At 58.0% G+C, this 25,477-nt stretch carries 22 protein-coding genes; 15 read left to right on the top strand and 7 right to left on the bottom strand.

From position 1 onward, the window contains the following. Positions 1 to 154 precede the first annotated feature (154 nt). Entirely contained in the window at positions 155 to 1,447 is a 1,293-nt protein-coding gene (gene aroA / locus HMPREF2541_RS00400) for a 3-phosphoshikimate 1-carboxyvinyltransferase (RefSeq protein ID WP_070541223.1), read from the top strand. A gap of 219 nt (positions 1,448 to 1,666) precedes the next feature. Here the strand turns inward: aroA and HMPREF2541_RS00395 are convergent, their stop codons facing one another. From HMPREF2541_RS00395 to HMPREF2541_RS00380, 4 genes are all read right to left on the bottom strand, one after another. Next, complete coding sequence (locus HMPREF2541_RS00395; RefSeq protein WP_070541221.1) at positions 1,667 to 2,437, bottom strand: TatD family hydrolase; 771 nt, start codon at positions 2,435 to 2,437, stop codon at positions 1,667 to 1,669. Positions 2,438 to 2,439: 2 nt separating this feature from the next. After that, positions 2,440 to 2,799, bottom strand: coding sequence for a PilZ domain-containing protein (locus HMPREF2541_RS00390; RefSeq protein ID WP_003824098.1), 360 nt, complete (start codon positions 2,797 to 2,799; stop codon positions 2,440 to 2,442). Positions 2,800 to 2,859: 60 nt separating this feature from the next. Beyond that, positions 2,860 to 3,843 carry a DNA polymerase III subunit delta' gene (gene holB / locus HMPREF2541_RS00385; protein ID WP_070541219.1) on the bottom strand — a complete coding sequence of 328 codons (984 nt, stop codon included), beginning with the start codon at positions 3,841 to 3,843 and terminating at the stop codon, positions 2,860 to 2,862. Positions 3,844 to 3,985: 142 nt separating this feature from the next. After that, a complete protein-coding gene (locus tag HMPREF2541_RS00380; RefSeq protein WP_070541217.1) occupies positions 3,986 to 4,624 on the bottom strand; it encodes a DedA family protein in 639 nt (212 codons plus the stop codon). Positions 4,625 to 4,912: 288 nt separating this feature from the next. On the opposite strand from HMPREF2541_RS00380, the gene ettA reads away from it, so the two are divergent. The 4 genes from ettA (at position 4,913) to HMPREF2541_RS00360 (ending at position 10,248) form a co-directional block, all read left to right on the top strand. Next, positions 4,913 to 6,586 carry an energy-dependent translational throttle protein EttA gene (gene ettA / locus HMPREF2541_RS00375; protein WP_070541215.1) on the top strand — a complete coding sequence of 558 codons (1,674 nt, stop codon included), beginning with the start codon at positions 4,913 to 4,915 and terminating at the stop codon, positions 6,584 to 6,586. Positions 6,587 to 6,665: 79 nt separating this feature from the next. After that, positions 6,666 to 8,006: a deoxyguanosinetriphosphate triphosphohydrolase gene (locus tag HMPREF2541_RS00370; protein ID WP_070541213.1), complete on the top strand. Its 1,341-nt coding sequence runs from the start codon at positions 6,666 to 6,668 to the stop codon at positions 8,004 to 8,006. A 108-nt stretch (positions 8,007 to 8,114) separates the two neighbouring features. Then, positions 8,115 to 9,134 (top strand): UDP-glucose 4-epimerase GalE, encoded by a 1,020-nt coding sequence (gene galE / locus HMPREF2541_RS00365; protein WP_070541211.1) that lies wholly within the window; start codon positions 8,115 to 8,117, stop codon positions 9,132 to 9,134. Positions 9,135 to 9,444: 310 nt separating this feature from the next. Then, on the top strand, positions 9,445 to 10,248 hold the full coding sequence (locus HMPREF2541_RS00360) for an outer membrane beta-barrel protein (RefSeq protein WP_070541209.1): 804 nt from the start codon (positions 9,445 to 9,447) through the stop codon (positions 10,246 to 10,248). A gap of 648 nt (positions 10,249 to 10,896) precedes the next feature. Here the strand turns inward: HMPREF2541_RS00360 and pta are convergent. Together pta and HMPREF2541_RS00345 are read right to left on the bottom strand one after the other, a co-directional pair. Then, positions 10,897 to 12,975: a phosphate acetyltransferase gene (pta, locus tag HMPREF2541_RS00350; protein WP_049259429.1), complete on the bottom strand. Its 2,079-nt coding sequence runs from the start codon at positions 12,973 to 12,975 to the stop codon at positions 10,897 to 10,899. Positions 12,976 to 13,239: 264 nt separating this feature from the next. Then, entirely contained in the window at positions 13,240 to 14,286 is a 1,047-nt protein-coding gene (locus HMPREF2541_RS00345; protein WP_023887256.1) for a 2,3-butanediol dehydrogenase, read from the bottom strand. 156 nt (positions 14,287 to 14,442) lie between these two features. Here HMPREF2541_RS00345 and HMPREF2541_RS00340 point away from each other — a divergent pair, with 156 nt between their 5' ends. From HMPREF2541_RS00340 to HMPREF2541_RS00310, 7 genes are all read left to right on the top strand, one after another. Continuing rightward, complete coding sequence (locus HMPREF2541_RS00340; protein WP_003824120.1) at positions 14,443 to 15,336, top strand: ABC transporter ATP-binding protein; 894 nt, start codon at positions 14,443 to 14,445, stop codon at positions 15,334 to 15,336. Between the two features lie 60 nt (positions 15,337 to 15,396). Next, on the top strand, positions 15,397 to 16,644 hold the full coding sequence (locus HMPREF2541_RS00335; protein ID WP_064103242.1) for an ABC transporter permease: 1,248 nt from the start codon (positions 15,397 to 15,399) through the stop codon (positions 16,642 to 16,644). A 1-nt stretch (position 16,645) separates the two neighbouring features. Then, complete coding sequence (locus HMPREF2541_RS00330; RefSeq protein ID WP_070541207.1) at positions 16,646 to 16,933, top strand: acyl carrier protein; 288 nt, start codon at positions 16,646 to 16,648, stop codon at positions 16,931 to 16,933. A gap of 65 nt (positions 16,934 to 16,998) precedes the next feature. Beyond that, the gene (locus HMPREF2541_RS00325) at positions 16,999 to 17,475 is read left to right on the top strand and encodes a hypothetical protein (RefSeq protein WP_070541205.1); all 477 of its coding nucleotides are present in this window, start codon (positions 16,999 to 17,001) and stop codon (positions 17,473 to 17,475) included. A gap of 3 nt (positions 17,476 to 17,478) precedes the next feature. Continuing rightward, the gene (locus HMPREF2541_RS00320; RefSeq protein WP_070541203.1) at positions 17,479 to 18,594 is read left to right on the top strand and encodes a beta-ketoacyl synthase N-terminal-like domain-containing protein; all 1,116 of its coding nucleotides are present in this window, start codon (positions 17,479 to 17,481) and stop codon (positions 18,592 to 18,594) included. Positions 18,595 to 18,649: 55 nt separating this feature from the next. Next, on the top strand, positions 18,650 to 19,357 hold the full coding sequence (locus HMPREF2541_RS00315; RefSeq protein WP_070541201.1) for a beta-ketoacyl synthase chain length factor: 708 nt from the start codon (positions 18,650 to 18,652) through the stop codon (positions 19,355 to 19,357). Positions 19,358 to 19,383: 26 nt separating this feature from the next. Beyond that, the gene (locus HMPREF2541_RS00310) at positions 19,384 to 19,629 is read left to right on the top strand and encodes a DUF4926 domain-containing protein (RefSeq protein ID WP_070541199.1); all 246 of its coding nucleotides are present in this window, start codon (positions 19,384 to 19,386) and stop codon (positions 19,627 to 19,629) included. 226 nt (positions 19,630 to 19,855) lie between these two features. Here HMPREF2541_RS00310 and HMPREF2541_RS00305 read toward each other — a convergent pair whose 3' ends face one another. After that, the gene (locus HMPREF2541_RS00305; protein WP_070541225.1) at positions 19,856 to 22,666 is read right to left on the bottom strand and encodes an Rne/Rng family ribonuclease; all 2,811 of its coding nucleotides are present in this window, start codon (positions 22,664 to 22,666) and stop codon (positions 19,856 to 19,858) included. Between the two features lie 704 nt (positions 22,667 to 23,370). On the opposite strand from HMPREF2541_RS00305, the gene HMPREF2541_RS00300 reads away from it, so the two are divergent. The 3 genes from HMPREF2541_RS00300 to HMPREF2541_RS00290 all read left to right on the top strand — a co-directional run bounded on the left by HMPREF2541_RS00300 (position 23,371) and on the right by HMPREF2541_RS00290 (position 25,340). Beyond that, a complete protein-coding gene (locus HMPREF2541_RS00300) occupies positions 23,371 to 24,342 on the top strand; it encodes an RluA family pseudouridine synthase (RefSeq protein ID WP_070541197.1) in 972 nt (323 codons plus the stop codon). Positions 24,343 to 24,424: 82 nt separating this feature from the next. Further along, a complete protein-coding gene (locus HMPREF2541_RS00295; RefSeq protein ID WP_070541195.1) occupies positions 24,425 to 24,643 on the top strand; it encodes a hypothetical protein in 219 nt (72 codons plus the stop codon). A gap of 52 nt (positions 24,644 to 24,695) precedes the next feature. Then, positions 24,696 to 25,340 carry an HAD-IA family hydrolase gene (locus tag HMPREF2541_RS00290; protein ID WP_070541193.1) on the top strand — a complete coding sequence of 215 codons (645 nt, stop codon included), beginning with the start codon at positions 24,696 to 24,698 and terminating at the stop codon, positions 25,338 to 25,340. Positions 25,341 to 25,477: the final 137 nt, after the last annotated feature.

Here is a 25,477-nt window from a genome sequence, read left to right as displayed (position 1 = left end):
TTGCTTCCTAAGCCCCTAAATTTAATTCACTATAAACCAGCCAAAATTTCAGGTAGCCCGCAAACATGAAAGGCTACCTGAAAGCAGCCATCCCACTATAAAACCCGCTGCCTATTTTCAGCCAGCCTCCCCCCTATCCCAAGCCCATCCCATCATGACCGATTCCCTCTATCTGCCCGCCGCCCGCCTGCGCCCCGCCGCCATCACGCTGCCCGGCTCCAAAAGCATCAGCAACCGCACCCTGCTGTTGGCCGCCCTATCCGACAACGCCTGCCGCATTGAAAACCTGCTCGATGCCGACGATACCCGCCACATGCTCGCCGCGCTGCAAAGCCTCGGCGTCCGCATTGAACATCATGGAGGCGGTAGTTATACCGTACACGGTTGCGGCGGCCGTTTCCCGCAGCGGCAGGCCGATTTGTTCCTTGGCAACGCCGGCACTGCCTTCCGCCCGCTCACCGCCGCTCTGGCCCTGCTTGGCGGCGATTACCATCTGCACGGCGTGGCGCGGATGCACGAACGCCCCATCGGCGATTTGGTCGATGCCCTGCGCCAAGTCGGGGCAACTATCCGCTACGAAGGCCGGGAAGGCTATCCGCCGCTGCACATCGGTGAACGGCAGGCCGGCGGCCAGAGGCTTATCACTGTGCGCGGCAATGTGTCCAGCCAATTCCTCACCGCCCTTTTGATGGCCTTGCCGCTCACCGGGCAGGCGCACGAAATCGAAGTGCAGGGCGAGCTGATTTCCCAACCCTATATCGACATCACGCTCAAACTGATGGCGCAATTCGGCTTTCAGGTAGCCCACGACAGCCATCGGCTGTTCAGGCTACCTGAAACAGCCCGTTACCACGCCCCGGCTACCCTTCATGTGGAAGGCGATGCCTCCGGCGCATCCTATTTCCTTGCCGCCGGTTTGCTCGCCGCCACTCCCGTGCGCGTGTACGGCATCGGGCGGCACAGCATCCAGGGCGACACCGCGTTTGCCGCCGAGCTGGAAAAAATCGGCGCCGCCGTGGAGTGGGGCGAAAATTATATTCAGGTAGCCCGCCGCCCCGGCCAGCGCATCCGCCCCTTCGATTTGGATGCCAACCACATCCCCGATGCGGCAATGACCTTGGCCGTGGTGGCCCTTGCTGCCGGCGCGCGTTGCAGCCTGCGCAATATCGGCTCATGGCGCGTGAAAGAAACCGACCGCATCACCGCCATGGCCGCCGAACTGCGCAAACTCGGTGCACGGGTGGAAGAGGAAGCCGAAGCCATCCACATCACCCCGCCGCCCCGCCTGGCCGCCAACGCCCGTATCGACACCTACGACGACCACCGCATGGCCATGTGCTTCTCTCTGGTTTCCCTGCTCGGCGTGCCGGTGTATATCAACGACCCGCAATGCGTGAACAAAACCTTTCCCGATTATTTCCGATTGTTTGAATCTATGCGGGCGTGAGAGGCTGCATAAGGGAAGATGAGGCATCAGCCAAACGTGAGCAATCTGTTTTTATGCTTTGGCCGAATGGAAGAAATTGGCATTAAGTGGCAGCTGGTTTGGTATAAATGCTTGGCCTGCTCTCTGCAATGTTAAAAGGCTACCTGAAAATTTTCAGATAGCCTTTTAACGTACGAAAGGGACAGACTCTTAGCAGAAGCTGTGTGTACCCAACAGACCTCAAGCCGCAGTGTTGATTTTGTTGAATAGCCGCAGGCAGTTGGCGGTGGTGGCTTGGGCGATGTTTTCCAAGCTGTCGCCGCGCAGTTGGGCGACGAAGGTGGCGGTGTGGCGGACGTAGGCCGGTTCGTTGGGTTTACCGCGTTTGGGTACGGGGGCGAGGTAGGGGGCGTCGGTTTCCACCAGCAGCCTGTCGAGCGGCACGTAGCGGGCGGCTTCTTGGATGGCGGTGGCGTTTTTGAAGGTAACGATGCCGGAGAAAGAGATGTAGAAGCCCAAATCCAAGGCCAGTTTGGCGGCGTGTACGTCTTCGGTGAAGCAGTGGATAACGCCGGCGTGGGCTTGGTGTTCGCGCAACAGACGCATGGTATCGGCGGCGGCATCGCGGGTGTGGACGACAAGTGGCAGGCCGCTGCGGTTGGCGGCTTCGATGTGCAGGGCGAAGCGTTGGTGCTGCCAGGCCAGATCGCCTTTGCACCAATGATAATCCAAGCCGGTTTCGCCGATGGCCACCACTTTGGGCCGGGCGGCACGTTCCAGCAGTTCTTCCAGGCTGAATTCTTCGGCTTCCGGGTCGTCGGGGTGGATGCCGACTGTGGCGTAGATGTTGGGGTGATTTTGAGCGATGGCGTGCACTTCTTCGAAGCTCTGCCGGCTCACGCTGATGGCGATGGCTTTATCCACGCCGGCCTCGGCCATGTTGGCGAGGACTTCAGGTAGCCTTTGGGCGAGGTCGGGGAAGTTGAGGTGGCAGTGCGAATCGATCAGCATGGCTACATGGTGTAGGTGGCGCGGTCGGTGTGCACCAGGCCGGGCAGTTGGTCTTCGATGTAGTTTTTACATTTGATGCCGGTTTCGTCGTCGCCGAAAGCGAGGCCCACGCCTTGCGGCTGACCGTTGGTGGTGCGGCTGAGGTTGATCCACACTACGCGGGTGCGCAGGAAGAATTTTTCCGGATTGTCAAACAGTTCCAATACCAACAGCACTTCTTCGCCCATTTTAAATTCGTCGTTGGTGGGCACGAAAATGCCGCCATGCTCCAGAAACGGCATGTAGCTGTAGTAGGCGATGGGTTTGTCTTTGAGGCTAACGCTCATCATGCGGCCGGGGGCGCTGTCGGCGGGTGTGCTCATGGGTATTTCCTTGTTTTAAGTAAGTAACGTTTATACAAAATAAATAACGGGCTTGTTTTCTTAAAGCGGCTTGTTTTGCCAGAAAGCAAGGTAGTTGGTTAGCAAATTTTCAATCTGCATTCTAACACTTAAGGTGTGCCTGCCGTAAGGGCTGAGGTGGTTTAGGGTGTGTACCAGTTGGAATAAAGTTGTCCCCCGGGTGCGGGAGGCTACCTGAAAAATGGCGGCTTGGTGTTGCGGGTAGTAGAGCGGGGGCAGGTTTTGCTGGGCGAGCGCAGTGTCGGCCAGCCATTTGTGCAGCCAGTCGAGAAACACGGCCAGCGGCCATTTTTGCTTGTCGAAGGCGGCGGCGTAATCCAGCATGGCCAACAGACGCGGTTTGGCCAGCAGTTGGCACAGCTCTTCGCGCATCGCGTCTTGCTCCGGCTCGGCTGCAAACAGCGGGGCGCCGCTGTGGAAGGCAAGCAGGGCTTCGGCTTGAGGGGTGTTTTGCGTTTTCAGGTAGCCTAAGGCTTCTTTGGCGCTTGGGGCAGGCAGCAGGAAGGGGCGGCAGCGGCTTTTAATGGTGGGCAGCAGGCGGTCTTTGTTGTGGGTCACCAAAAGGAACACCACCGATGCGGGCGGCTCTTCCAGCATTTTCAACAGCGCGTTGGCGGCTTGGGTATTCATGGTTTCCGCCGGCTGCACCAGTACCACGCGCAGCCCGCCGCGCACGGAGCTTTGCAGTAGCGGCGATAGCACGGCGCGCACGGCGTCGATTTTGATTTGCAGCAGCTTGCGCGCGCTTTCGCCTTCGGCAGGCAGCTCGGGCGCGAGTTCGTAGTAGTCCGGATGGCTGCCTTGGGCGAACAGATGGCAGGAAGGGCAGCTGCCGCATGGCTGGTGTTCGGCCTGCGGCTGCTCGCACAACAGCGCCTGCGCCAGATGGCGGGCAAACGCGGTTTTACCGGTGTCACGTCGGCCGGTAAGCAACCAAGCGTTGGGGCGGTTGCTCCATTGGGCAGCCAACTGCCGCCAAGCGGATTCATGCCAAGGATAAATCATAGGAAAACGTGAAGGCTACCTGAAAAGAAATTAGCCGTTTAAAAATAGAGTGAATGACAATAAGACTGCTACTGCGTTGGCTTGCCGCCATGTTAATCCGCTATAGCAAGAGGCTACCTGAAAACGAAGCAGGAGCGGCAGACTAAGCCTTCTTCCCCCACTTGGCTTTGGCGATTTCTACCGCCATCGGCAGCACGGACACCACGATAATGCCGATCACCACCAAGCCGAAATTATTTTTCACCACCGGCAGCTCGCCGAAGAAGTAGCCCGCATAAGTGAGCAGCCCCACCCACATCAGCGCGCCGATGATATTGTAGCGGATAAAGCGGCCGTAATGCATATCGCCCATACCCGCCACGAAGGGTGCAAAGGTGCGCACAATCGGCACGAATCGCGCCAGAATAATCGTTTTGCCGCCGTATTTTTCGTAGAAAGCATGGGTTTTATCCAGATACTCGCGTTTGAACACGCGCGAATCCGGTTTGGCAAACAGCTTTTCGCCGAAATACTTGCCGATGGCGAAGTTTACCGCGTCGCCGATTACCGCCGCCGCCAAGAGCAGCGCGGCCGCGATATGCACATTCATCCCGCCCAGCGCCGCCACCGCGCCGGCAGCAAACAAGAGCGAATCACCCGGCAGAAAGGGCGTAACCACCAGCCCGGTTTCGCAAAACACGATGAGGAACAGGATGGCATAAATCCACAGGCCGTAGGTTTGGGTGAGCTCGATGAGGTGTTGGTCGATATGCAGAACGAAATCAATCAGGCTGGCAAGCATGGGAAAACCGCAAATAGAAAGAACGGGCGGCATTGTAAGGCAAGAGCGGGCGGGCTGAAAGGGCTGCGTGCAAACCGGGCTGCAAACGCCGTTTTTGCTGCCGGATAGATGATGTCAGTTTTCAGGTAGCCTCAAGAGGGGGAGAGGCTACCTGAAAAATTTCTTTTTCTCAGAAACGCAGTCGACCTGTATTTTCAGGTAGCCTTTCGGCTGCCTGAAATGCTTTTTTCGGTTAGAATCGGCGGCATTTACCCATTTGCCTGTTTTCCCTATTTTCGAGGAGTTGTTATGTCGCAATACGTCTATTCCATGCTGCGCGTGAGCAAGGTGGTGCCGCCGCAGAAAACCATCATCAAAGACATTTCTCTTTCCTTCTTTCCCGGCGCGAAAATCGGCCTGCTCGGTTTGAATGGCGCAGGTAAGTCTACCGTGCTGCGGATTATGGCGGGCGTGGATAAAGAGTTTGAGGGCGAAGCCGTACCGATGAGCGGCATTAAAATCGGCTATCTGCCGCAAGAGCCGGAGCTTGATCCTGAAAAAACCGTGCGCGAGGAAGTGGAAAGTGGCTTGGGCGAAGTGGCTGCCGCGCAGAAACGTTTGGAAGAAGTGTATGCCGAGTACGCCAATCCCGATGCGGATTTTGACGCGCTGGCGGAAGAGCAGGGCCGCTTGGAAGCGATTATCGCGGCGGGTTCGTCCACGGGCGGCGGTGCGGAACACGAATTAGAAATCGCAGCTGATGCGCTGCGCCTGCCGGAATGGGATGCCAAAATCGGCAATTTGTCCGGCGGTGAAAAACGCCGCGTTGCCTTGTGCAAACTCTTGTTGAGCAAGCCAGACATGCTGCTGCTGGACGAGCCGACCAACCATTTGGATGCGGAATCGGTGGAATGGCTGGAGCAATTCTTGGTGCGCTTCCCCGGTACAGTCGTTGCGGTAACGCACGACCGCTATTTCTTGGACAACGCTGCCGAATGGATTTTGGAACTTGACCGCGGACACGGTATTCCGTGGAAAGGCAATTACTCGTCTTGGCTGGAGCAGAAAGAAAAACGCTTGGAAAACGAAGCGAAATCCGAAGCTGCGCGCGTGAAGGCGATGAAGCAGGAATTGGAATGGGTGCGCCAGAATGCCAAAGGCCGCCAAGCCAAGTCCAAAGCGCGTTTGGCGCGTTTTGAGGAAATGAGCAACTACGAATACCAAAAACGCAATGAAACGCAGGAAATCTTCATTCCCGTCGCCGAGCGTTTGGGTAACGAAGTGATTGAATTTGTGAACGTTTCCAAATCGTTCGGCGATAAAGTGCTGATTGACGATTTGAGCTTCAAAGTGCCTGCTGGCGCGATTGTCGGCATCATCGGCCCGAACGGCGCGGGTAAATCGACGCTGTTTAAAATGATTTCGGGCAAAGAGCAGCCCGATTCCGGCGAAGTGAAAATCGGGCAAACCGTGAAAATGAGCCTGATTGACCAAAGCCGCGAAGGTTTGCAAAACGACAAAACCGTGTTCGACAACATTGCCGAAGGCCGCGACATTTTGCAGGTCGGTCAGTTTGAAATTCCCGCCCGCCAATATTTGGGACGCTTCAATTTCAAAGGCAGCGACCAAAGCAAAATCGCCGGCAACCTTTCCGGCGGCGAACGCGGACGTTTGCACTTGGCGAAAACCTTGTTGAGCGGCGGCAATGTGTTGCTGCTGGACGAACCATCCAACGATCTCGACGTAGAAACCCTGCGCGCGCTGGAAGAAGCATTGCTGGAATTCGCCGGCAGCGTGATGGTGATTTCGCACGACCGCTGGTTCCTCGACCGCATTGCCACGCACATTCTGGCGTGCGAAGGTGATTCGAAATGGGTGTTCTTCGATGGCAACTATCAGGAATACGAAGCCGACAAGAAACGCCGTTTGGGCGAAGAGGGCGCGAAACCGAAACGTATCCGCTACAAACCGGTAACCCGCTAAAGCGCAAAGAGGCTACCTGAAAACCGACGGCTTAGTTTTCAGGTAGCCTCAATTTATCCAGCCAAACCAAAGGACAAACATGAACTGGCAGCAACTGCTCAGCACCAAGCGTTTCAAGCCCGAGAACGGCCGGCTGGTGGCCACCGTTACCCCCTCCAGCCAAGAAGGCGCGGATGCGCTGCGCACCGATTTCCACATCGATTACGACCGCGTGGTGTTTTCCGGCTCGTTCCGGCGGCTGGGGCGCAAAACGCAGGTGCACCCCTTTGCCGAGCACGACCATACCCACAACCGACTCACCCACAGCGTGGAAGTGGCCAGCGTGGGGCGCAGCTTGGGCAACCGCGTGGGCGTGATGCTGGCCAAGGGCGGTTTCTTGCCGCCGGAGAATACGCCATCCGATATCGGCGCTGTGGTGCAGGTGGCCTGCCTGGCGCACGATATGGGCAACCCGCCTTTCGGCCACACCGGCGAAGAGGCATTGCGCGATTGGTTCCGCAATCCCGAGCACGCAGGCTACCTGAAACACCTGGCCGAAGCCGAACGGCGCGACGTGCAAACCTACGAAGGCAATGCCCACAGTCTGCGCATTTTGGCCAATCTTGAAATGTATCAGCACCGCGGCGGCATGCGCCTCACCGCCGCCTCTATTGGCGCGCTGCTCAAATATCCTTGGACCACTTCCGCACCGCAGGGTTTGAAAAAATTCAATATTTATCAAACCGAGCTGCCATTTATCGAATGCGTGGCCGCCGAATTGGGGCTACCTGAAATCGCTGCGCACCATTGGAGCCGCCACCCCCTGTCCTACCTGATGGAAGCGGCAGACGACATCTGCTACGCGCTCCTGGATTTGGAAGACGCGGTGGAGCTCGGTCTGCTGGACGATCGCGAAGTGGAAAACGTATTGCAGGGCATGGTACACATCGACAAACTCTGGCCGGAGCAATCCGCCCGCCAGCGCTGCGCCATGCTGCGCGGCATGGCCATCGGCCGCGCCATCGACGACATGGCACAAACCTTTATGTTGCACCATGCCGACCTGCTCGCTGGCAGCTTCCAAGGCAAAGACCTGCTCAGCGTGTGCACGCCCGAAGTGCGCGATTCGCTGGAACGGGCCAAAGAGCTGGCACGTACCCGCGTGTTTCGCCATCAGAGCAAGCTGATTACCGAAATCGCCGCCTTCCCCTGCATCGGCTCGATTCTCAACCTGCTCGTGCCCGCCGCTTTCGCCTACATCACCAAAGCACACGTCAGCACCCGCCAATCGCTGGCCTTGGAGCTGCTGCGCGACGACCCATTGAACGAACAAGACACGCTTTACACCGCCTACATGAAAATCCTCGATTTTGTCGGTGGCATGACCGACAACGCTGCCGCTAGACTGGCGCGGGAAGTGTCGGGGATTGGGATGCTGTAAGGATTGATGTGCCAATCATGTAAGGCTACCTGAAAATAAGTGCAGCCAACTTCTGCGAAGCTAAAATATAACTCGATATTTTGTCATCAAAAGCTAGAAAGAAACTCCATGTCCACCATCCTCGTTACCGGCGGTGCCGGTTTTATCGGCTCACACACCGTGGTCGAACTCATCCAAGCCGGGCATTCCCCCGTGATTATCGATAACCTCTGCAACGCCTCGCCTCAAGTTATCGGCCGCATTACAGAAATCACCGGGCACACACCCGCCTTTTATCAGGGCGACATCCGCGACCGCGAATTATTGCGCCGCATTTTTGCCGAACACCCCATCCAATCCGTTATCCACTTCGCTGCGCTCAAAGCCGTGGGCGAGAGCGTGAAAAAACCGCTTGAGTATTACAGCAACAACGTTTCAGGTAGCCTTATCCTGCTGGAAGAAATGCAGCGCGCGGGCGTGAAAAGCATCGTGTTCAGCTCCTCCGCCACCGTGTATGGCGACCCGGATACCGTGCCGATTACCGAAACAGCCCCTCTCGGCGAAGCCACCAATCCCTATGGCGCATCCAAGCAGATGATGGAACGTATGATGGCCGACCTCCACACCGCCGACCCCGAATGGAGCGTGATTCTGCTGCGCTATTTCAACCCCATTGGCGCACATCCCAGCGGCCGTATCGGCGAGCAGCCCAACGGCATCCCGAATAATTTGTTGCCCTACGTTTGCCAAGTGGCCGCAGGCAAGCTGGCCGAACTCTCCGTGTTCGGCGACGACTACCCCACTCCCGACGGCACCGGCGTGCGCGACTATATCCACGTTGTCGATCTGGCGCTCGGCCACGTGGCCGCCCTCGATAAAAAAAGCCGCGAAGCAGGCGTGCACATCTACAACCTCGGCACCGGCAAAGGCTCGTCCGTGCTGGACATCATCCGCGCCTTCGAAGCCGCTTCGGGTCAAAAAATCCCCTATGCCATCAAACCCCGCCGTGCGGGCGACATTGCCGAATGCTATGCCGACCCAGCCCGTGCCGCTGCCGAGCTGGGCTGGCATGCCGAACGCAGCCTGAACGACATGATGCGCGACTCTTGGCGCTGGCAAAGCGGTAATCCGAACGGATATGGAGATTGATGACGGAGAGGTTACCTGAAACTTTCAGGTAGCCTTTATCCAACACAGGCTGCCTGAAAAGAATAATGTGCTAATTTTGCTAAATTTCAATATTCTATCTTGCCATGCGGGGTTAAAGATGAACCTAACGTGCAGCGAGCAGACGACTATTTGTCCATTCAGAGTTGAAGCTCAATTCGACCAAGATTTATCATGCACTCGAAAATATTGCTTTCTCAAAGCATTAAACCGATTTTGTCAGTAATATCTACACCGTTGGATACGGCAAACCGCCGCCACGGTATTCTTTCCATCCATACTGGAGAAAATTATGCAAAAAACCCTGATTGCCTTGGCCGTATTGGCCTTGTCTGCTGCTGTTCAGGCTGCCCCCGCAGACGAGGGCGTGCCGTTGCACCCCATCAATGACGGCCGCTACACCGTAACCGCCGGCTACGCACACGAAAATGCCAAAATTGATCAGCTTAAATACTCCGGCGACGGCGTTACCCTGCAAGGCCGCGCCGATATCCCGCTGGCTCAGCAACACGCCATTCGTACCGAATTGGGCTATCAATACCTTGATTCCGATGCGAAAGCCAATGGCGAAAAACTCATCAACGGTGCTAAAACCAATAATGTAGATGTGTATGCCGGCTATTTGTTCTCTCCCTCCGGCTTCAAAAACGGCGGCCTGCGCGTGGGTGGTGGTTTGGGCTACAACCACGGCAAAACCGATGTGCGTAACCACAGAATCGATCCCGATGACGACTCTGTCGATATCAGTGCCAACAACCTGTATCTGAAAGCCCAGGTGGAATACGAGCAGCAACTGGGTAGCGGCTGGAGCATTACTCCATGGACCGAAGCCCAAGTCAGCCTACACCGCCGAGTGGAAGAGCAATATACTCAGATTGAGTATGCCAGCGATGGTAAATACAAACAAAACAACTACAGCCTCGGCCTGGGCGTGGACGTGAACAAACAGCTGGGCGAAAGCACCAGCCTCACCTTCGGCCCCTACTACCGCTACACACGGGATAAAGCCACTAGCTTTACCCACGAAGGCGAGAATATCGAAGTGCCGAAAACCAACCGCCACAGCTTCGGTATTCGAGGCGGCGTGCGTTTCTAAACATTGTATTTGTCTGCAATACAAAGGCTACCTGAAGTTTCAGGTAGCCTTTTTGTATCAAGATATGGGTTAGGTTATGACTCGGTATTTCAGGTAATTGAATGTTTTTGTTGGGTTTAGTAACTTTATGCGCTGGTTTAGTTTGTATTGACCCGATAAGTCAGTACTTGTGCAGTAGTTTGAGGACAAGACGGTTTTGCAACTTGCAATAGACCTGCATCTGTTGCGGATCGTTTTGGAAACGATTAATGGCTGAAACATGGTGCCAAGTCACTAAGTTTCCATGGTTTCTATTTCTTGGGCTTTGTCAGGATAGTGCTCTTGAATCAATGTGGAGCAGCGCAAAGCTTCTTGCAGATGACGATTGAGATTTGGCTGGGGAATGTTGCTATTGAATTCGTTATCGCTGCAATAGTCAGTAAATAGGGAGATTCTGGCAAAGTCTATTATGGTATAGGTACATTGATTGAGTTCGGTGCTCTCGGCATAGGCGGTGGAGGCAAGGAGCGAGAGAAGGCAAAATATTTTTCTCATGGTTTATATCTCACTGATGATGTGATGATTACAAATACGGAAAGGCTACCTGAAACTTTCAGGTAGCCTTTTAATTCATACATCAATTATACGTCAACCAACAGAGCAGGACAGTTATTTGCTCATCTGCACTGCTTGGATCGCGGTAAGGGCGATGGTGTAGACGATGTCGTCCACCAAGGCGCCGCGCGAGAGGTCGTTTACCGGTTTGCGCAGGCCTTGCAGCATGGGGCCGATACTCAATACGTTGGCGCTGCGCTGTACGGCTTTGTAGGTGGTGTTGCCGGTGTTCAGGTCGGGGAAGACGAACACGTTGGCTTGGCCGGCTACTTTGCTGTCGGGCGCTTTCTGGCGGCCTACGCTGGGCACGCTGGCGGCGTCGTATTGCAGCGGGCCATCGATGAGCAGATCGGGGCGTTTTTCCTGCGCCAAGCGGGTGGCTTCTTTCACTTTTTCCACATCGGCGCCGCTGCCGGAGGTGCCGGTGGAGTAGGAAATCATGGCTACTTTGGGATCGATGCCGAAGGCTTTGGCGGATTCGGCCGATTGGATGGCGATGTCGGCCAGCTCTTCGGCGGTGGGCTCGGGGTTCACGGCGCAGTCGCCATACACGAACACCTGCTCGGGCATCAGCATGAAGAACACGCTGGATACCAGGCTGGCGCCGGGGGCGGTTTTAATCAGCTGCAGGGCGGGGCGGATGGTGTTGGCGGTGGTGTGTACCGCGCCGGATACCAGGCCGTCCACGTCGTCTTGCTGCAGCATCATGGTGCCGAGCACGACGCTGTCTTCCAGCGCCTGACGTGCCAAGCCGGGGGTGAGGCCTTTGTTTTTGCGCAGCTCTACCATCGGGGCAACGTATTGCTCGCGGATGGTGTCGGGGTCGATGATTTCCAAGCCTTCAGGCAGGGTGATGCCGCGGTTGGCGGCCACTTCGCGCACAGCTTCCGGTTTGGCCAGGAGCACGCAGCGGGCGATACCTTTGCTTTGGCAGATGGCAGCAGCTTCCACGGTGCGCGGCTCGTCGCCTTCTGGCAGAACGATGCGGCGGTTAGCGGCGCGCGCCTGCTCCATCATGCGGAAACGGAAGGCAGGCGGCGACATCAGCAGCTGGCGCGGCTGGCCGATGTGGCGGCAGAGTTCTTCCACATCAACATGTTCAGCCACGAATTCCACCATGGTTTCCATGCGTTCGGTGTCGTCGGCGGGGATGGTTTGGTCTTGGTGAGCCAGTGCGTAGGCGGTGGCGAACGTGTCGTGTTCGGTGAGCAGTACCGGCACGTTTTGGCTCAGCGCGGGGCTGATAATGCCCTGTACGGCAGGCGAAGGCGCGGTGCCGCAGGTGAGCAGCAGGCCGGCCACCGGCACGCCGCTGAGGATTTTCAGCGAAGCAGCCATCAGGATGTCTTCACGGTCGCCGGGGGTAATCACCAGTGCGCCGGAAGTGATGCGGTGGTGCATGTGGGCAGCGTTTTGTGCGGCCACCACGATTTCTTTGGTGCGGTTGCCCAAATACTCTTGTCCGGCAATCACTTGGGCGTTCAGGTAGCCCGCAATGTCGGCCATGCGGCGCAGCGATTGTTCTGGCGCGAAAGGCAGCACGCCCATGCAGGGGATGCCGCTGCGCACTTTGGCAGCCACTTCGGCAGCGAAGGCTTTGCTGTCGTTGCCGTGGTAGCGGTTGATGATGAAACCGGCCACATCGGTATGGCTGTTGGCATATTCCTGCGCGGCCAAGTTGATTTGGTCGGCCACTTGTTCGGCGCTGTGGTTGCCGGCGGCGGCCACCAGGATCACGTTGGCGTTGAGCGCGGCGGCGATTTGCGCATTTTTGTTGGAGAGAAAGCCGCGTTCGCTGTCGGGCACCACGCCTTCAATAATGGCCACGTCGTGTTCGGCGGCGGTAACCTGGTCGAAGTCGGATACCATCAGCTCGATTAAATCGTCATCACGACCAGCGCCCACCAACTCTTCTACTTTAGAGAGCGGCTGCGGGCGCGGCGGGTTGAGGTGGAACAGTTTGTTAGCAAACACGATGGCGGCTTCGGTGTCGCCGGCGGGAGTGGGTTTGTGCGATACCGGTTTGTAGTACACCGGACGGCGACCGCTACGTTGCAGGGCGCGCAGCAGGCCGAGCGAGATGCTGGTGAGGCCAGTTTTGGTGCCGATGGGCACGAGGAGGAAGTTCGGCATAGGGCTTCTTTCTTGGTAATAGGTTGATCAATCAGCGTAAAACGGCCAAATCAACAAGGCGGCCGGCAGACGTTTGCCTGTGCTGTTTTTTGCAGGCCGCATTGTTGCACTATTAATCAGGAGCGGCAAGCGATGGATGTGATTTATACACGTTTTCTGCTATGCCGCAAGGCTACCTGAAAGCCGTTTTTCAGGTAGCCTCCCACACAAAACCGCCCGCAAGTTTCCCTGCGGGCGGCTGTTCGGTTTAAGCCAACCGTGCGCTTAGTTCGGAGACACCAAAATCTTCACTTGGCTCTTCTCTTTCACCAAGGCTTCAAAGCCTTCGCTCACGATGTCTTGCAGCTTGATGCGTTTGGTAACCAGCTTGTCTTTCGGGAAGTAGCCTTGTTCCATCAGTTGCAGCACGGCGGGGAAAATATCGCGGTAGGCGATGATGCCTTTCACGGTTTTTTCCTTGATCACGATTTCGTTCGGGTGGATGGAGGCTTCATTTTCCCAAATGCTCACGATCACGCATTCGCCGTCGTTTTCCACGGCTTCGATGGCTTGTTTCAACACGGGAGCCACGCCGGTTACTTCAAACGATACGTTCACACCACCGTCGGTTTCGGCTTTGATGTGTTCTACTACGTTTACTTTGGAGGGGTCGATCACTACGGCGCCCAGCTCGCGGGCTTTTTCCTGACGCTCAGGAGAAAGCTCGATGGCGTAGATGGTGGTGGCACCGGCAGCGCGCAGGGCTTCGATGGTGAGCAGGCCGATGGGGCCGCAGCCGAATACGGCAGCGGTGTCGCCGGCTTTCAGTTTGCTCTGGCGCACGGCATACAGGGCCACGGCGGCAGGCTCGGTGAGCGCGCCTTGTTCGTAGTCGATGCTGTCGGGCAATTTGTGGCACAATTCGCCGTCTACCACGCAGTAGCTGGTGAAGCCGCCGTCGGCAGCCAGGCCGACGAAGCCTAGGTTTTTGTCGAGGTTGTATTTGCCTTTGAGGCCGTCTTTGGCCAAAATCGGCTCAACGGTTACGCGGTCGCCCACTTTCACGTTGGTCACGCCAGCGCCCACTTCCACAATTTCACCGGCAAATTCGTGGCCGAGCGTGAGCGGGGCTTTGCGGCCGGAATAGGGATGCTCTTTCTCTACCGGGATAAAGATAGGGCCGCCGAGGTATTCGTGCAGGTCGCTGCCGCAGATGCCGGTGTATTTCACAGCGATTTTCACTTGTGACGGGCGTGTGATTTCGGGAACGGCTACGTCTTCCACGCGGATGTCGCGGCGGCCGTACCATCTTGCAGCTTTCATTGTACTCATATCAGTATCCTTTGAGGTCGAGTTGAGAAGGAGAACCGATTGTAGAAACTTTGGGCGGCAGTTTCAAGCGAATTTGGGCTATTATTCCGATTTATTTTTCAGGTAGCCGAACACAACGGCCGGTTGCCGTTGCTTTGGCTTAAAATTTAGCAATTTATGATTGAAATACAGGAAATTACCTATCGATACCCGCAGGCGCAGGAAAACGCGCTCAATAGCGTGAGCCTGCCGATAGTCGAAGGGGCAGCGCTGGGCCTGCTCGGTCCCAACGGCGCGGGCAAAACCACGCTAATGTCGCTTTTGGCCGGGCTGTTGCCGGTGCAGGGCGGGCAGATTTTGTTTGACGGCGTGCCGCTGGGCAGGCTGCCGGCCAAAGAGCGGCAGCGTATTTCGCTGGTGCCGCAGGATTTTGCCTTTTATCCCCTGCTTTCGGTGTGGGACAATATGCGCTTTTTCGCCGCACTGTATGCCGTGCGCGACGAAGGCTACCTGAAAACCTTGCTGGAGCAGACCGGCCTGGCTGCACACCGCGCCAAGTTGGCCAAACACCTCTCCGGCGGCCTGAAGCGGCGCTTAAACTTCGCCATCGGCCTCATCAACCGACCCAAGCTGATTTTTTTGGACGAAATCACCGTGGGCATCGACCCCGAATCGCGCCGCTTTATTTTGGACAGCGTGGCCGCGCTCACGCAGCAGGGCATCACGGTGGTGTACACCTCGCATTATTTGCAGGAAATCGAGCTGTTGTGCCGCGATATTGCGCTGCTGCACGGCGGACGGCTGGTGTATCACGGCGGCCTGCATGAGGTGTTGCGCCAAGGCGGGCAATCCGGCTTGGCTTTGCGCACCATGCCGCCGCTGCCCGATGCCGAACTGGCCGCGTTGCAAGGCCGCCGCGCCGCCGCCGGCACGCTGCATTTCGATACCGATGCGCCCGCCGAGCTGCTGGCCGCACTGCAAGATAAAGGCTATGCCGCCGAAGCCTGCCGTTTCGGTTTTGCCTCGCTGGAAAGCTTTTATTTGGACTTCTTGGCCAAACAGGCTACCTGAAAACCATAAAATGAATATGATCAAACCCATGCAAGCATCCCATCCCATAAGGCCGGCCTCATGTTAGCCGCCGCCATTGCCAAAGAACTCAAGCTACTCAGCCGCGACCTGCACGGCGTGGCCGTGCTGTTTGTGATGCCGATTCTGTTTATGCTGATTATGTCGGCCGCCTTGAGCAGTAGCCGGGAAAACCTCAATCCCGACGCGCAAATCGTGCTGCTCGGCAAACCCGACAGCCGGCTCAACCAACAGTTTCTGCAAGCCCTGCAAAACGAGAATCTGAAAGTGCAGCTGGCCGATGAAAGCCGCCTGGCCGATTTTCAGGTAGCCTTACAGCGCGGCGAGGCCGATTTGCTGCTGCTCAATCCAAACGATGAAACCACCCCGCTGGAAAAAGAACAGCCCTTGCGCTTGTGGCTCCAGCCCGATGCCGACCGCGGCTGGCTGCTCGGCATCAAAGGCCTGATGCGCCAGCACTACACCCAGGCACGCCTGGCGCAATACTTTGATGGCAACGAAATCGTGTTGGACAACAACAAAAATCCCGCCGTGCGCCGCATTCAAGACCAAGTGAACAAGGAATTGGACGATAAGTTCGGCCAAATCGAAACTTATCTGGGGCGCGAAATGTGGCAGGAAACCTATCTGAACCGGCAGGGCGAGGCGGTGGAACAGCCCAACTCCGTGCAGCACAGCGTGCCCGCCTGGCTGATTTTCGGCATGTTTTTCATCATGATACCGCTCTCCAACGTGATGGCGATGGAGCGGCAGACCAACACGCTCACCCGCCTGAACATGGCGCGTGCCCCCGCGTGGAAACTCTTGGCTGCCAAGCTGATTCCCTACTTCTTAATCAACCAGTTGCAGTTTGCCGGCATGATTGCGCTGGGCGCATGGGTGTTGCCCCTGCTCGGCATGCCCGCCTTTGCGCTGGCCGGCGGCTGGGCGGGCTATGCCGCCGTATCCTGCGCCGTGAGCCTGGCCGCGCTGGGCTATGGGCTTTTGGTGAGCGTGCTGGCCAAAACCACCGAACACGCCGTGGTGCTGGGCGGCGGCGGCATCATCATCATGGCCGCACTGGGCGGCGTGATGGTGCCCGTGCACATCATGCCCGCGCTGATGCAGCAGCTCTCCCAGCTCTCGCCGATGGGCTGGGGCTTGTCCGCCTTCCAGAAACTGCTGTTAAACCATTACACCCTGGCGCAAATCGCCCCGCAGTTGCTGCACCTGGCCGGTTTCGGCCTGGCCGCCCTCGCCGCCGCCGCCGCGCTCTACCGCCGCCAACTCAAAACCCAAGCGAGATTTTAAAGTGAACACGCCCGATTTAAGCTCCCCCGCGCTGGAGCAGGCCTTGAAGAGCCTGATTGTGCGCGAAACCGAAAAACAAGACGACGTGGACATGGCCGCCATTGCCGACGACTCCCCGCTGTTCGGCCCGGAAAGCCCGGTCGGCCTCGATTCGCTCGATGCGCTGCAAATCACCGTCGCTCTGCAAGCCCGTTACGGCGTGCGCCTCAACGGCGACCGCATGGTGCGCAAACACATGATGAACGTGCGTGATTTGGCCGCCTTTATTCGCGAACAGCACGGCACATAAAGGCTACCTGAAAAACCGTTCTGCCCGCTTTCAGGTAGCCTTTGCCGTATCGCTAAGCACACCACATGAATCCGAAAATCACCCAACTCCAACAACGCAACGCCCAAGCCCGCTTGCGGCAGCGCTACGCCTTTTTAAACATTGCCGACATCCAATCCACAGATGGCGAGATTGCCCGCCGGTTTGTCGACAGCGGCATCTATCGGCTTACTAACCCAGCCGCTACCACCTTCCCGTTTCATCAAAACGGCATCATCGACCGCCCGTTCCGCCAAGCCCAGCACCAAGCCGCCCTCACCGAAATGGTGCGCCGGGTACGCGCCTTGCTTGCCGATACGGCGTGGATAAGCTTAAGCGAAAACGGCTTCGGCTTCTGGGCGCGCATTTCCCTGCCCGCCTTGCAGGCCGCTTTGGATCATTGGTTTGAACAACATGACGATTTCGGGCTGTATCTTGAAAACGGCTATGCGCTGGCCATTCATGATTCGGAGTATGAATGGGAATTGCTGGAAACGCCGGGCAGACCGTTTGAGGTTATCTGAAAAATGAACACCGCAAATACTCCATCCCGAGCCGCCTATTTGTGCGGCAGCAGCTATTGGTGCGCACAAGGGCAGGGCAGCCGCCCGTTCGGGCTACCTGAAACCTTATTCTTGCCGCCCGCCCTCCGCACCGCACACGGCTTGGGGCAGCCGCGCGAGCTGCCGTATTTCGCCGCCTTCCCCGCCGCTCCGGCCACGCTGGCGCAGCTGTGCGGCTGGATTGAGGCTCAAATCCGCCAAGCCGACGCCGCGGCCGGCTGGGAGGCAGACAACCTGGCCGGTATTCCCGTGTTCATCGGCTCCACTTCCTATGTGATGTCCGACCGCGAAGCCGCGCCGGCTGCCAGCCCCGAAGAAGAACACTACACCCTGTGTGAAATTGCAGGCTACCTGAAAACCCGTTTCCGCAGCCCCAACGTATTTAGCTTCGCCACCTCTTGCACTGCCGCCGCCCAAGCCCTGCTCGCCGCCGCCCGCAGCATCGAAAACGGCCTGGTCGAACGCGCCATCGTGGTTGGCTTTGAAAGCTTTAATCGGCTCACCTTCGAACATTTCCATGCTATGAACCTGCTCGACACCGAACCGGGTAGGCTGCCGTTTCTTGATGCCGGCGGGCTGGTGTTGGGTGAAGGTATGGCCGCGCTGGCACTCTCTGCCCGGCCGCACCGCGATTACGTTTGCCGCCTGCACGGCTTCACTGCGCAAACCGACCACCTCAACCTCACCGCCTCCTCCGCCGAACCGCTGCAGCATTTGCTCGCCGAATGCCTGCGCTGCGCTGGTGTTGCCGCGCCGGATTTACGCGGCGTGAAAATCCACGGCAGCGGAGGTTTGAGCGATGAAGTAGAAATGCAGGTGCGCCGCCAAATCTGGCCGCATACCCCCGCCCTGCTGTTCAAACCCTACACCGGCCACACCCTCGGCGCGAGTGCCGCCTTGGAAACCGCCCTGTTGCACGCCGCCCTGCAACAAGGCCGCCTGCCGCCCCTGCCCATATCCACCCCCGATTTCCCTTTGCCCACCCTGCACGGCCAGCCGCTGCCAAACGGCAGCTATCTGAACTATTTCCTCGGCTTCGGAGGCAGCCATTGCGCCTGGGTGTTGGATTGGCAGGGTTGAGGCTACCTGAAAAGTATATTTGATGATGTCGAATCCATTGCCCCCAGGCCAAACATTGGTCTACCTTCAAGCCACCGCCCGCTTTATCGCCGAGCCGCAGCAGCCTGATGCCGAACTGCGCCGCCTTTTGCGCGAGCAATACGGCATCGATGCCCGCCGCCTGAGCCGTTTCACCCTGCTCGCCCTGCTCGGCGCCTTGCCGCTGTGCCAAGGGCTACCTGAAAACCCTGCCATTTATCTCGCCTCGCCGTTCAGCTCCCCCTCCCGCATGGCCGCGATGCAACAGAAACTTGCCGCCTGCCAGCCCTCGCCGCTCGACTTTATGGCCAACCTCCACAACGCCGCCACGTTCCAGCTGGCGCAAATCCTCGGCAGCAGCGGCAACAGCGTGTTTCTCGCCGCCGATGCCGAAAGCTGCCTCAGCCCGCTGTATGCCGTGCTGAACGCATTGCTGGCCGAGCTCGGGCAAACCGTGCTGTTGGGCTGGGCTTATGAGCAGTCGGGGCAGGATGAGCAGGAAGGCAGCGTGTGGTGGCAAGTTTCAGGTAGCCTTCCGCCCCGGCAGCACGGCTGGCAGATAAGCACCGCTGCAATCAATCACACTATTCCTACCATGCCGCACCAATCCGCCTTCCTGCCCGCGGTATTGGCTTTGGAAGAGCAGTTGCACGACCGGGGCGGGCTTCTACTGCCGCCGCACGGCATCTGGCCCGCATTGCAGATAGAGTCGCTTGCTGCCGACGAGATAGGGAATGAGGCTTAACACAGTGCAAGGTGAGCCCATGCCATATGAAGGGTTTTAGCGATAGAAAGGGGCGGCGATGCCGTATCAATTATTTGGATGTGGTTGAACTGATTGGAGATATTCCCGAACACTACCTACCTGCCGGCGCACGCGGCGTGATTGTGGATATATACGGGCAAGATAAGTATGAGGTTGAGTTCGTAGGAGAGAACGGCGAAACCTTAGCACTGCTCGCCTTAAATGGGCAGACGAATTTTAAGCAGCCCGGCAAGCTGGGAACGGCTAGCTGAAAGCATGGAATAACGGAATTCCAATGCTGTTGGTCGTGAGCAATAGGAATGCGGTGGGTTCAGCTTGTTATCGTGCCCGTATTCTGAGGGCTGCTGCCTTGCTTCGTCTCTCTTTGGAATAGTTATACAGATCCGGCTAGCCTGGAAATTGACGATCAAAAACCACCCCGAATAATCATTCGGGGTGGTTTGCTATTGGCCGCTGCAGGCTACCTGAAAACCTACATCAGCTGCGGTGGGTTTCCACTTGCTGCAGTTGCTGCGGCTCGGGCACGGCAGTCGGGGCGGCGGGGGCAACATCGGCGCGGCGCAGGCCTTTGGGCTGTTCAGGCTCGGGCTGAACGGCGGAGAGCGCGGCGGGATCGGTTTGCACTAATACCAGACCACCTAGGTCGGCGGCCGCGGGTTCGGCTGCGGTTTGTTGCGGAACGGGTTGCGCCACGGCTGTCGTTGCCGTTTCTACGGCTTGGGCTGCGGCAGCAATGGAATCATCGGCAGATGCAGCTTCCGGAGCGGCTTGGGTTTCGACGGATGAGGCTTCTACGGCCACGGTTTCCACCACAACGGCTTCTTCCCGCGTTGTTTCCGCAACCGGGCTTGCAACAGCAGTCTGGTTTACGGTTTCAGCAGCTTCGGCGGTGTTTTCTTCGGCAAACACGAAGGTGGGTGCATCGGCTTCATCGGCCACTTCGGGGATGGTGATGACCAGCGGTTTGTTGATGTCGGCCTCATTGGGCTGCGGCATGGTGGCGGGCGCTTCGGTGTGCAGACCCAAGACCACGTCGGCGGCAGATTTCACCAGCTCGGCTTGCAGCGGAATATCCAAATATTGGATGATTTTCTGCGCAGAGGGGATGTTGCGCTGGCGGCCACGGCCTTTGCCGTTGCGTTGGCCGTTGTCTTGGCGGCGGTCGCGGCCGGAGCGGCGTTCGTTGCGTTCGCCGCGCTCATTGTTGCGCTCGCGATCGCCGCGTTCGCTGCCACGCTCTTGGTTTTCTGCAGGGCTGCCGGTGTCGTCAGCAATGCGTTCGGGGATGTCAGCCGCTTGGCTGGCGGCCTGCAGCTTATCGTTTTCAGCCGAGGCTACCTGGATATCGCTGTCTTTGCGTTGGCGGCGGCGTTGGCGCGGATTGGGCTGCTGCTCGGCAGCGGATTTCTCTGCTAGCTGTTGCGGTGTGCGGTTGTCCAAAGTTTCGGCATCGTCGGCATTTTGCTGGCGCGGCGGGCGGCTGTTGCCGTTTTGGCCGCGTTGCTGGCTGCGGTTGCGGCGGTTGCGGTTTTGCGGGGCTTTGCCGCGGTTGCCGCGGTTGCGACTGTTGTTGGCTGCGGGGGCTTCGGCGAGTTTGGTTTCGCCGCCGCCGAACAGTTTGGCAAACCAGGCGCCGATACCGGCCAGCAGGCCGGGCTCGGCAGGCTGCTGCACCACAGGGGCGGGGCTGCTGTGTTTGATGCCTTTTACGGCTGGCTCGGGTTTTACCGGCTTGGCCTGGCGGCCGATTTCCAAGGTTTGGCTGTCGTCTTCTTCGGGGATTTCGACTTGTTTGTAGCTGGGCTCGGCATCGTCGTCCACGTCGTCGGGGCGTACGCGGGTGATATTGTAGTGCGGGTTTTCCAAATGGGTGTTGGGAATCATCAGGATGGATACGTCCAGCCGCTCTTCCAGGCCGAACAACTCGGCGCGTTTTTCGTTGAGCAGGAAGGTGGCCACGTCCACCGGCACTTGGGCGTGCACTTCTTCGGTGTTGTCCTTCATCGCTTCTTCTTGGATGATGCGCAACACATGCAGGGCGGTGGATTCGATGCCGCGGATCACGCCGGTGCCGGCGCAGCGCGGGCAGGCTACGTGGCTGCTTTCGCCCAGGGAGGGGCGCAGGCGCTGGCGGGAAAGCTCAAGCAGGCCGAAGCGGGAAAGTTTGCCCATCTGCACGCGGGCGCGATCTTTCCGCAGCGCGTCGCGCAGGGTGTTTTCCACATCGCGCTGATGCTTGGGGTTTTCCATGTCGATGAAGTCGATCACGATCAGGCCGCCCAAGTCGCGCAGGCGCATTTGGCGGGCCACTTCTTCGGCGGCTTCCATATTGGTTTGGAAGGCTGTTTCTTCGATGTCGGCACCGCGGGTGGAGCGGGCGGAGTTCACGTCTACGGAAACCAGGGCTTCGGTGTGGTCGATTACGATGGCGCCGCCGGAAGGCAGGCTCACGGAGCGCGAGAAGGCGCTTTCGATTTGGTGCTCGATTTGGAAGCGGGAGAAGAGCGGGATGTGGTCGTCGTAGTATTTGAGCTTGCCTACGTTGTGCGGCATCACATAGCTCATGAATTCCTGCACTTGGCCGAACACTTCGCGGTTGTCGATGAGGATTTCGCCGATGTCGGAGCGGTAGTGGTCGCGGATGGCACGGATGAGCAGGGAGCTCTCCATAAATAGGAGATAAGGGTCTTGATGGGCGTTGCCGGCTTCTTCGATGGCGCGCCACAGTTGCAACAGATAGTTGAAATCCCATTGCAGCTCTTCCACACTGCGGCCGATGCCGGCGGTGCGGGCGATCAGGCTCATGCCGTGCGGCACGTCGAGCTGGCTCATGGCGGCTTTAAGCTCTTGGCGCTCTTCGCCTTCGATACGGCGGGAAATGCCGCCGCCGCGCGGATTGTTCGGCATGAGCACGAGATAGCGGCCGGCCAGGCTGATGAAGGTGGTGAGCGCGGCACCTTTGTTACCGCGTTCATCTTTTTCCACCTGCACGATGACCTGCATACCTTCTTGCAATACGTCTTGGATGCGGGCGCGGCCGCCGTCGTAGTCTTGGAAGTAGGCGCGGGAAACTTCTTTGAAGGGGAGGAAGCCGTGGCGGTCGGTGCCGTAGTCCACGAAGCAAGCCTCGAGCGAGGGCTCGATGCGAGTGATGATGCCTTTGTAGATATTGCCTTTGCGCTGTTCTTTGCCCAGCGTTTCAATGTCGAGATCGAGCAGGTTTTGCCCGTCTACAATCGCCACGCGCAGCTCTTCGGCCTGGGTGGCGTTAAATAACATACGTTTCATGATGTTGCTAACCTTTTGTTTGGTTTGCAATTCCGAAGCGTGTAATTAGTTTGGCCGCTTTGCTGCCGCTGGGGAAGGCTACCTGAAAACAAAGTTTCAACTAAATTAAAATCGGCAGCCGTGTGTGGTGCGGTCCTGAAGCGCGGTGTGCGGCAAACCGCCGTGGCGGTTGGGCAGCCGGCTTCGGACGCGGGCAGAAAACGGTAAAGAAGGTAGTGAAAGAACGGGGCGGGCATCGCTGCCGCGCTGGTCGCCGGACGGGCGGCTAATTTGGAAAGCCGCGGCAGGCCGGATGGCGGCCGCTTGCGGCGGGGTATAGCGGATTAATTTTAAAGCAAAGCTGTGTTGGCTTGTTTTGCCGTACTGCTTGGATTGCGGCTCGCCGCTTGGCTCTGGTTTAAACTTAATACGTTATTAATTCGGTGTTGTGGTCTTCTTTAAGCCCGGCAGCGGGTGCGGCGGCGCGCTGGTCGCGTCTTAGGCCGTTTGGGCTGCCGGAGCCGTAAACTCAATTACTATTTCAATCTGCCCGCCAAAATGCGCGGCAGGCAGAGGAAAGCCGTTCGGAATTGTCTTTTTACGATAAAATAAACAGTAAACAATCAACTTGCCAACCCGGCGGCACCCTTTGTTTTTCGCTTTGTTGAAGCTTGGCTTTCAGGTAGCCCGGGCACGGTGTCGGCAGGGAGAGGATTATAGAGAAAATGCCAGCAATTAGCAAAAATTCAGTCAATTATTTGAGCGTAGACGAAGCGGCCGCCGGGCAGCGTTTGGATAACTTCCTCATCCGCCTGCTCAAAGGCGTGCCCAAGAGCCATATCCACCGCATCATCCGGGGCGGCGAAGTGCGCGTGAACAAAAAGCGCGCCGCTGCCGACAGCCGTTTGGCCGCGGGCGACGAAGTGCGGATTCCGCCGATTCGGCTGGCGCAGAAAGCCGGGCAGGCCGAGGCTGCCGTGCCGCCGCGCGAATTTGACATTGTGTTTGAAGACGAGCACCTTTTGGTGGTGGACAAACCTTCCGGCGTGGCCGTGCACGGCGGCAGCGGCGTGAGCTTCGGCGTGATTGAGCAGCTGCGCCGCGCCCGGCCGCAGGCGCGATATTTGGAATTGGTACACCGGCTGGACAAAGATACCAGCGGCCTCTTGGTGGTGGCCAAAAAGCGCAGCGCATTGGTGAAGCTGCACGAAGCCTGGCGCAACGATAAGCCGAAAAAAGTATATTTGGCGCTGGGTATGGGCGCGTGGCCGCAGGGCGTGCGGCAGGTGAAGCTGCCGCTGTTCAAATACACCGGCGCGGCAGGCGAGAAAATGGTGCGCGTGAGCGAAGAAGGGCAGAGCGCGCACACGCTGTTCCGCGTGCTGGAAAGCTTCGGCGGCGCGCCGCTGCACGCGGTGGGGCTTTCCGCCCTGAGCCTGATGGAAGCCACGCTGCGCACCGGCCGCACCCACCAAATCCGCGTGCATATGCAGTCGCAAAACTGCCCGATTGCCGGCGACGAACGCTATGGCGACTACACCGCCAACCGCCGCCTGAAAAAGCTCGGCCTCAAACGCATGTTCCTGCACGCCCACCGCTTGGAGCTCGAACACCCGGCAAGCAGCGAAACGCTGGTGCTCACCGCGCCGCTGCCGGAAGAGCTGCGTCAGATGCTTGAGAGCTTGCGGCAGGAGTAAGAGGCTACCTGAAAAAGCAAGCTCACGATTCCGGCTTCGTTTTTCAGGTAGCCTGTTTGCCATTTAGCCAAAAAGGAAAGATATGCAGCAAAACGATAAGCAGCCCAAATTCAAAGTAATCCTGCCGGAAGGCTTTTCTTTGGAGCGCCCCAAGCAGGTGATCACCCAGCCCGTCGAGAGCGGTCGTGCCGATTTGGAGGAAATCATCCGGCAGGAAACGGCGTGCCGCCAAGCCGAGGCGGAAACCGATGAAATTATGATTAACGCCTTGCTGCACGGCGCAGGGCGCAGCTTCAAATGAGGCTACCTGAAAATTCAGCCAGCCCAAACTTCCAACACATCAAGGAATGCCCATGAAACCGTATCGCGTATTGATTTTCGACTGGGACGGCACCTTAGCCGATTCCACCGCCCAAATCGTGCAGGGCGTGCAAAATTCTTTTTGCCGCTTCGGCTGGCCGCCGCCCGCCGAGGCCGACATCCGCGCCACCATCGGCCTGAGCCTGCGCGAAGCCCTGCGCCGCCTCTGTCCGCAGCTGGATCAACAGCAAACCGAAGCCGCCATCCGCGCCTATCAGCATGAATACTTCCACCGCCGCGAGCAAACCGTTTTGTTTCCCGACGCAGGCAATACCCTACAGCGGCTGCAACAACACTACTGGCTGGCCGTGGCCACCGACAAAGGCCGGCGCGGGCTCGATGCCGCCCTGGACGAAACCGACACGCGCAGCTTCTTCCTTGCCACCCGCACCGTCGACGAATGCGCTTCCAAGCCCCAGCCGGAAATGGTGCTCTCCATCTGCGACGAATTGGGCGTGCACCCGGCCGAAGCCCTGGTAATCGGCGACACCACCCACGATTTGCACATGGCGCACAACGCCCGAAGCCCCGCCATCGCCCTCACCACCGGCGCCCACACCCCCGGCCAACTGCAAACCGCCCCGCACCTGGCCATGCTGGACGGCTTGACCAGCTTGGCGGCCTGGCTGGCAGAATAAAGGCTACCTGAAAGCGTAATCTCCAACGAAGGGCGAAGATTTCAGGTAGCCTTTAGCTTATTGCCGCGCCAAACTAAATTACCCAGGGAAAAACATGATTACATTAAGAGACATCACCCAATTAATCGCCATGCTGT

Origin of the sequence: Eikenella sp. HMSC061C02, from assembly GCF_001809035.1 — a bacterium.
GTDB lineage: Bacteria > Pseudomonadota > Gammaproteobacteria > Burkholderiales > Neisseriaceae > Eikenella > Eikenella corrodens.
Note: the sequence above shows the minus strand (reverse complement) of the source record. Positions and strands in the feature narration are given on the sequence as shown.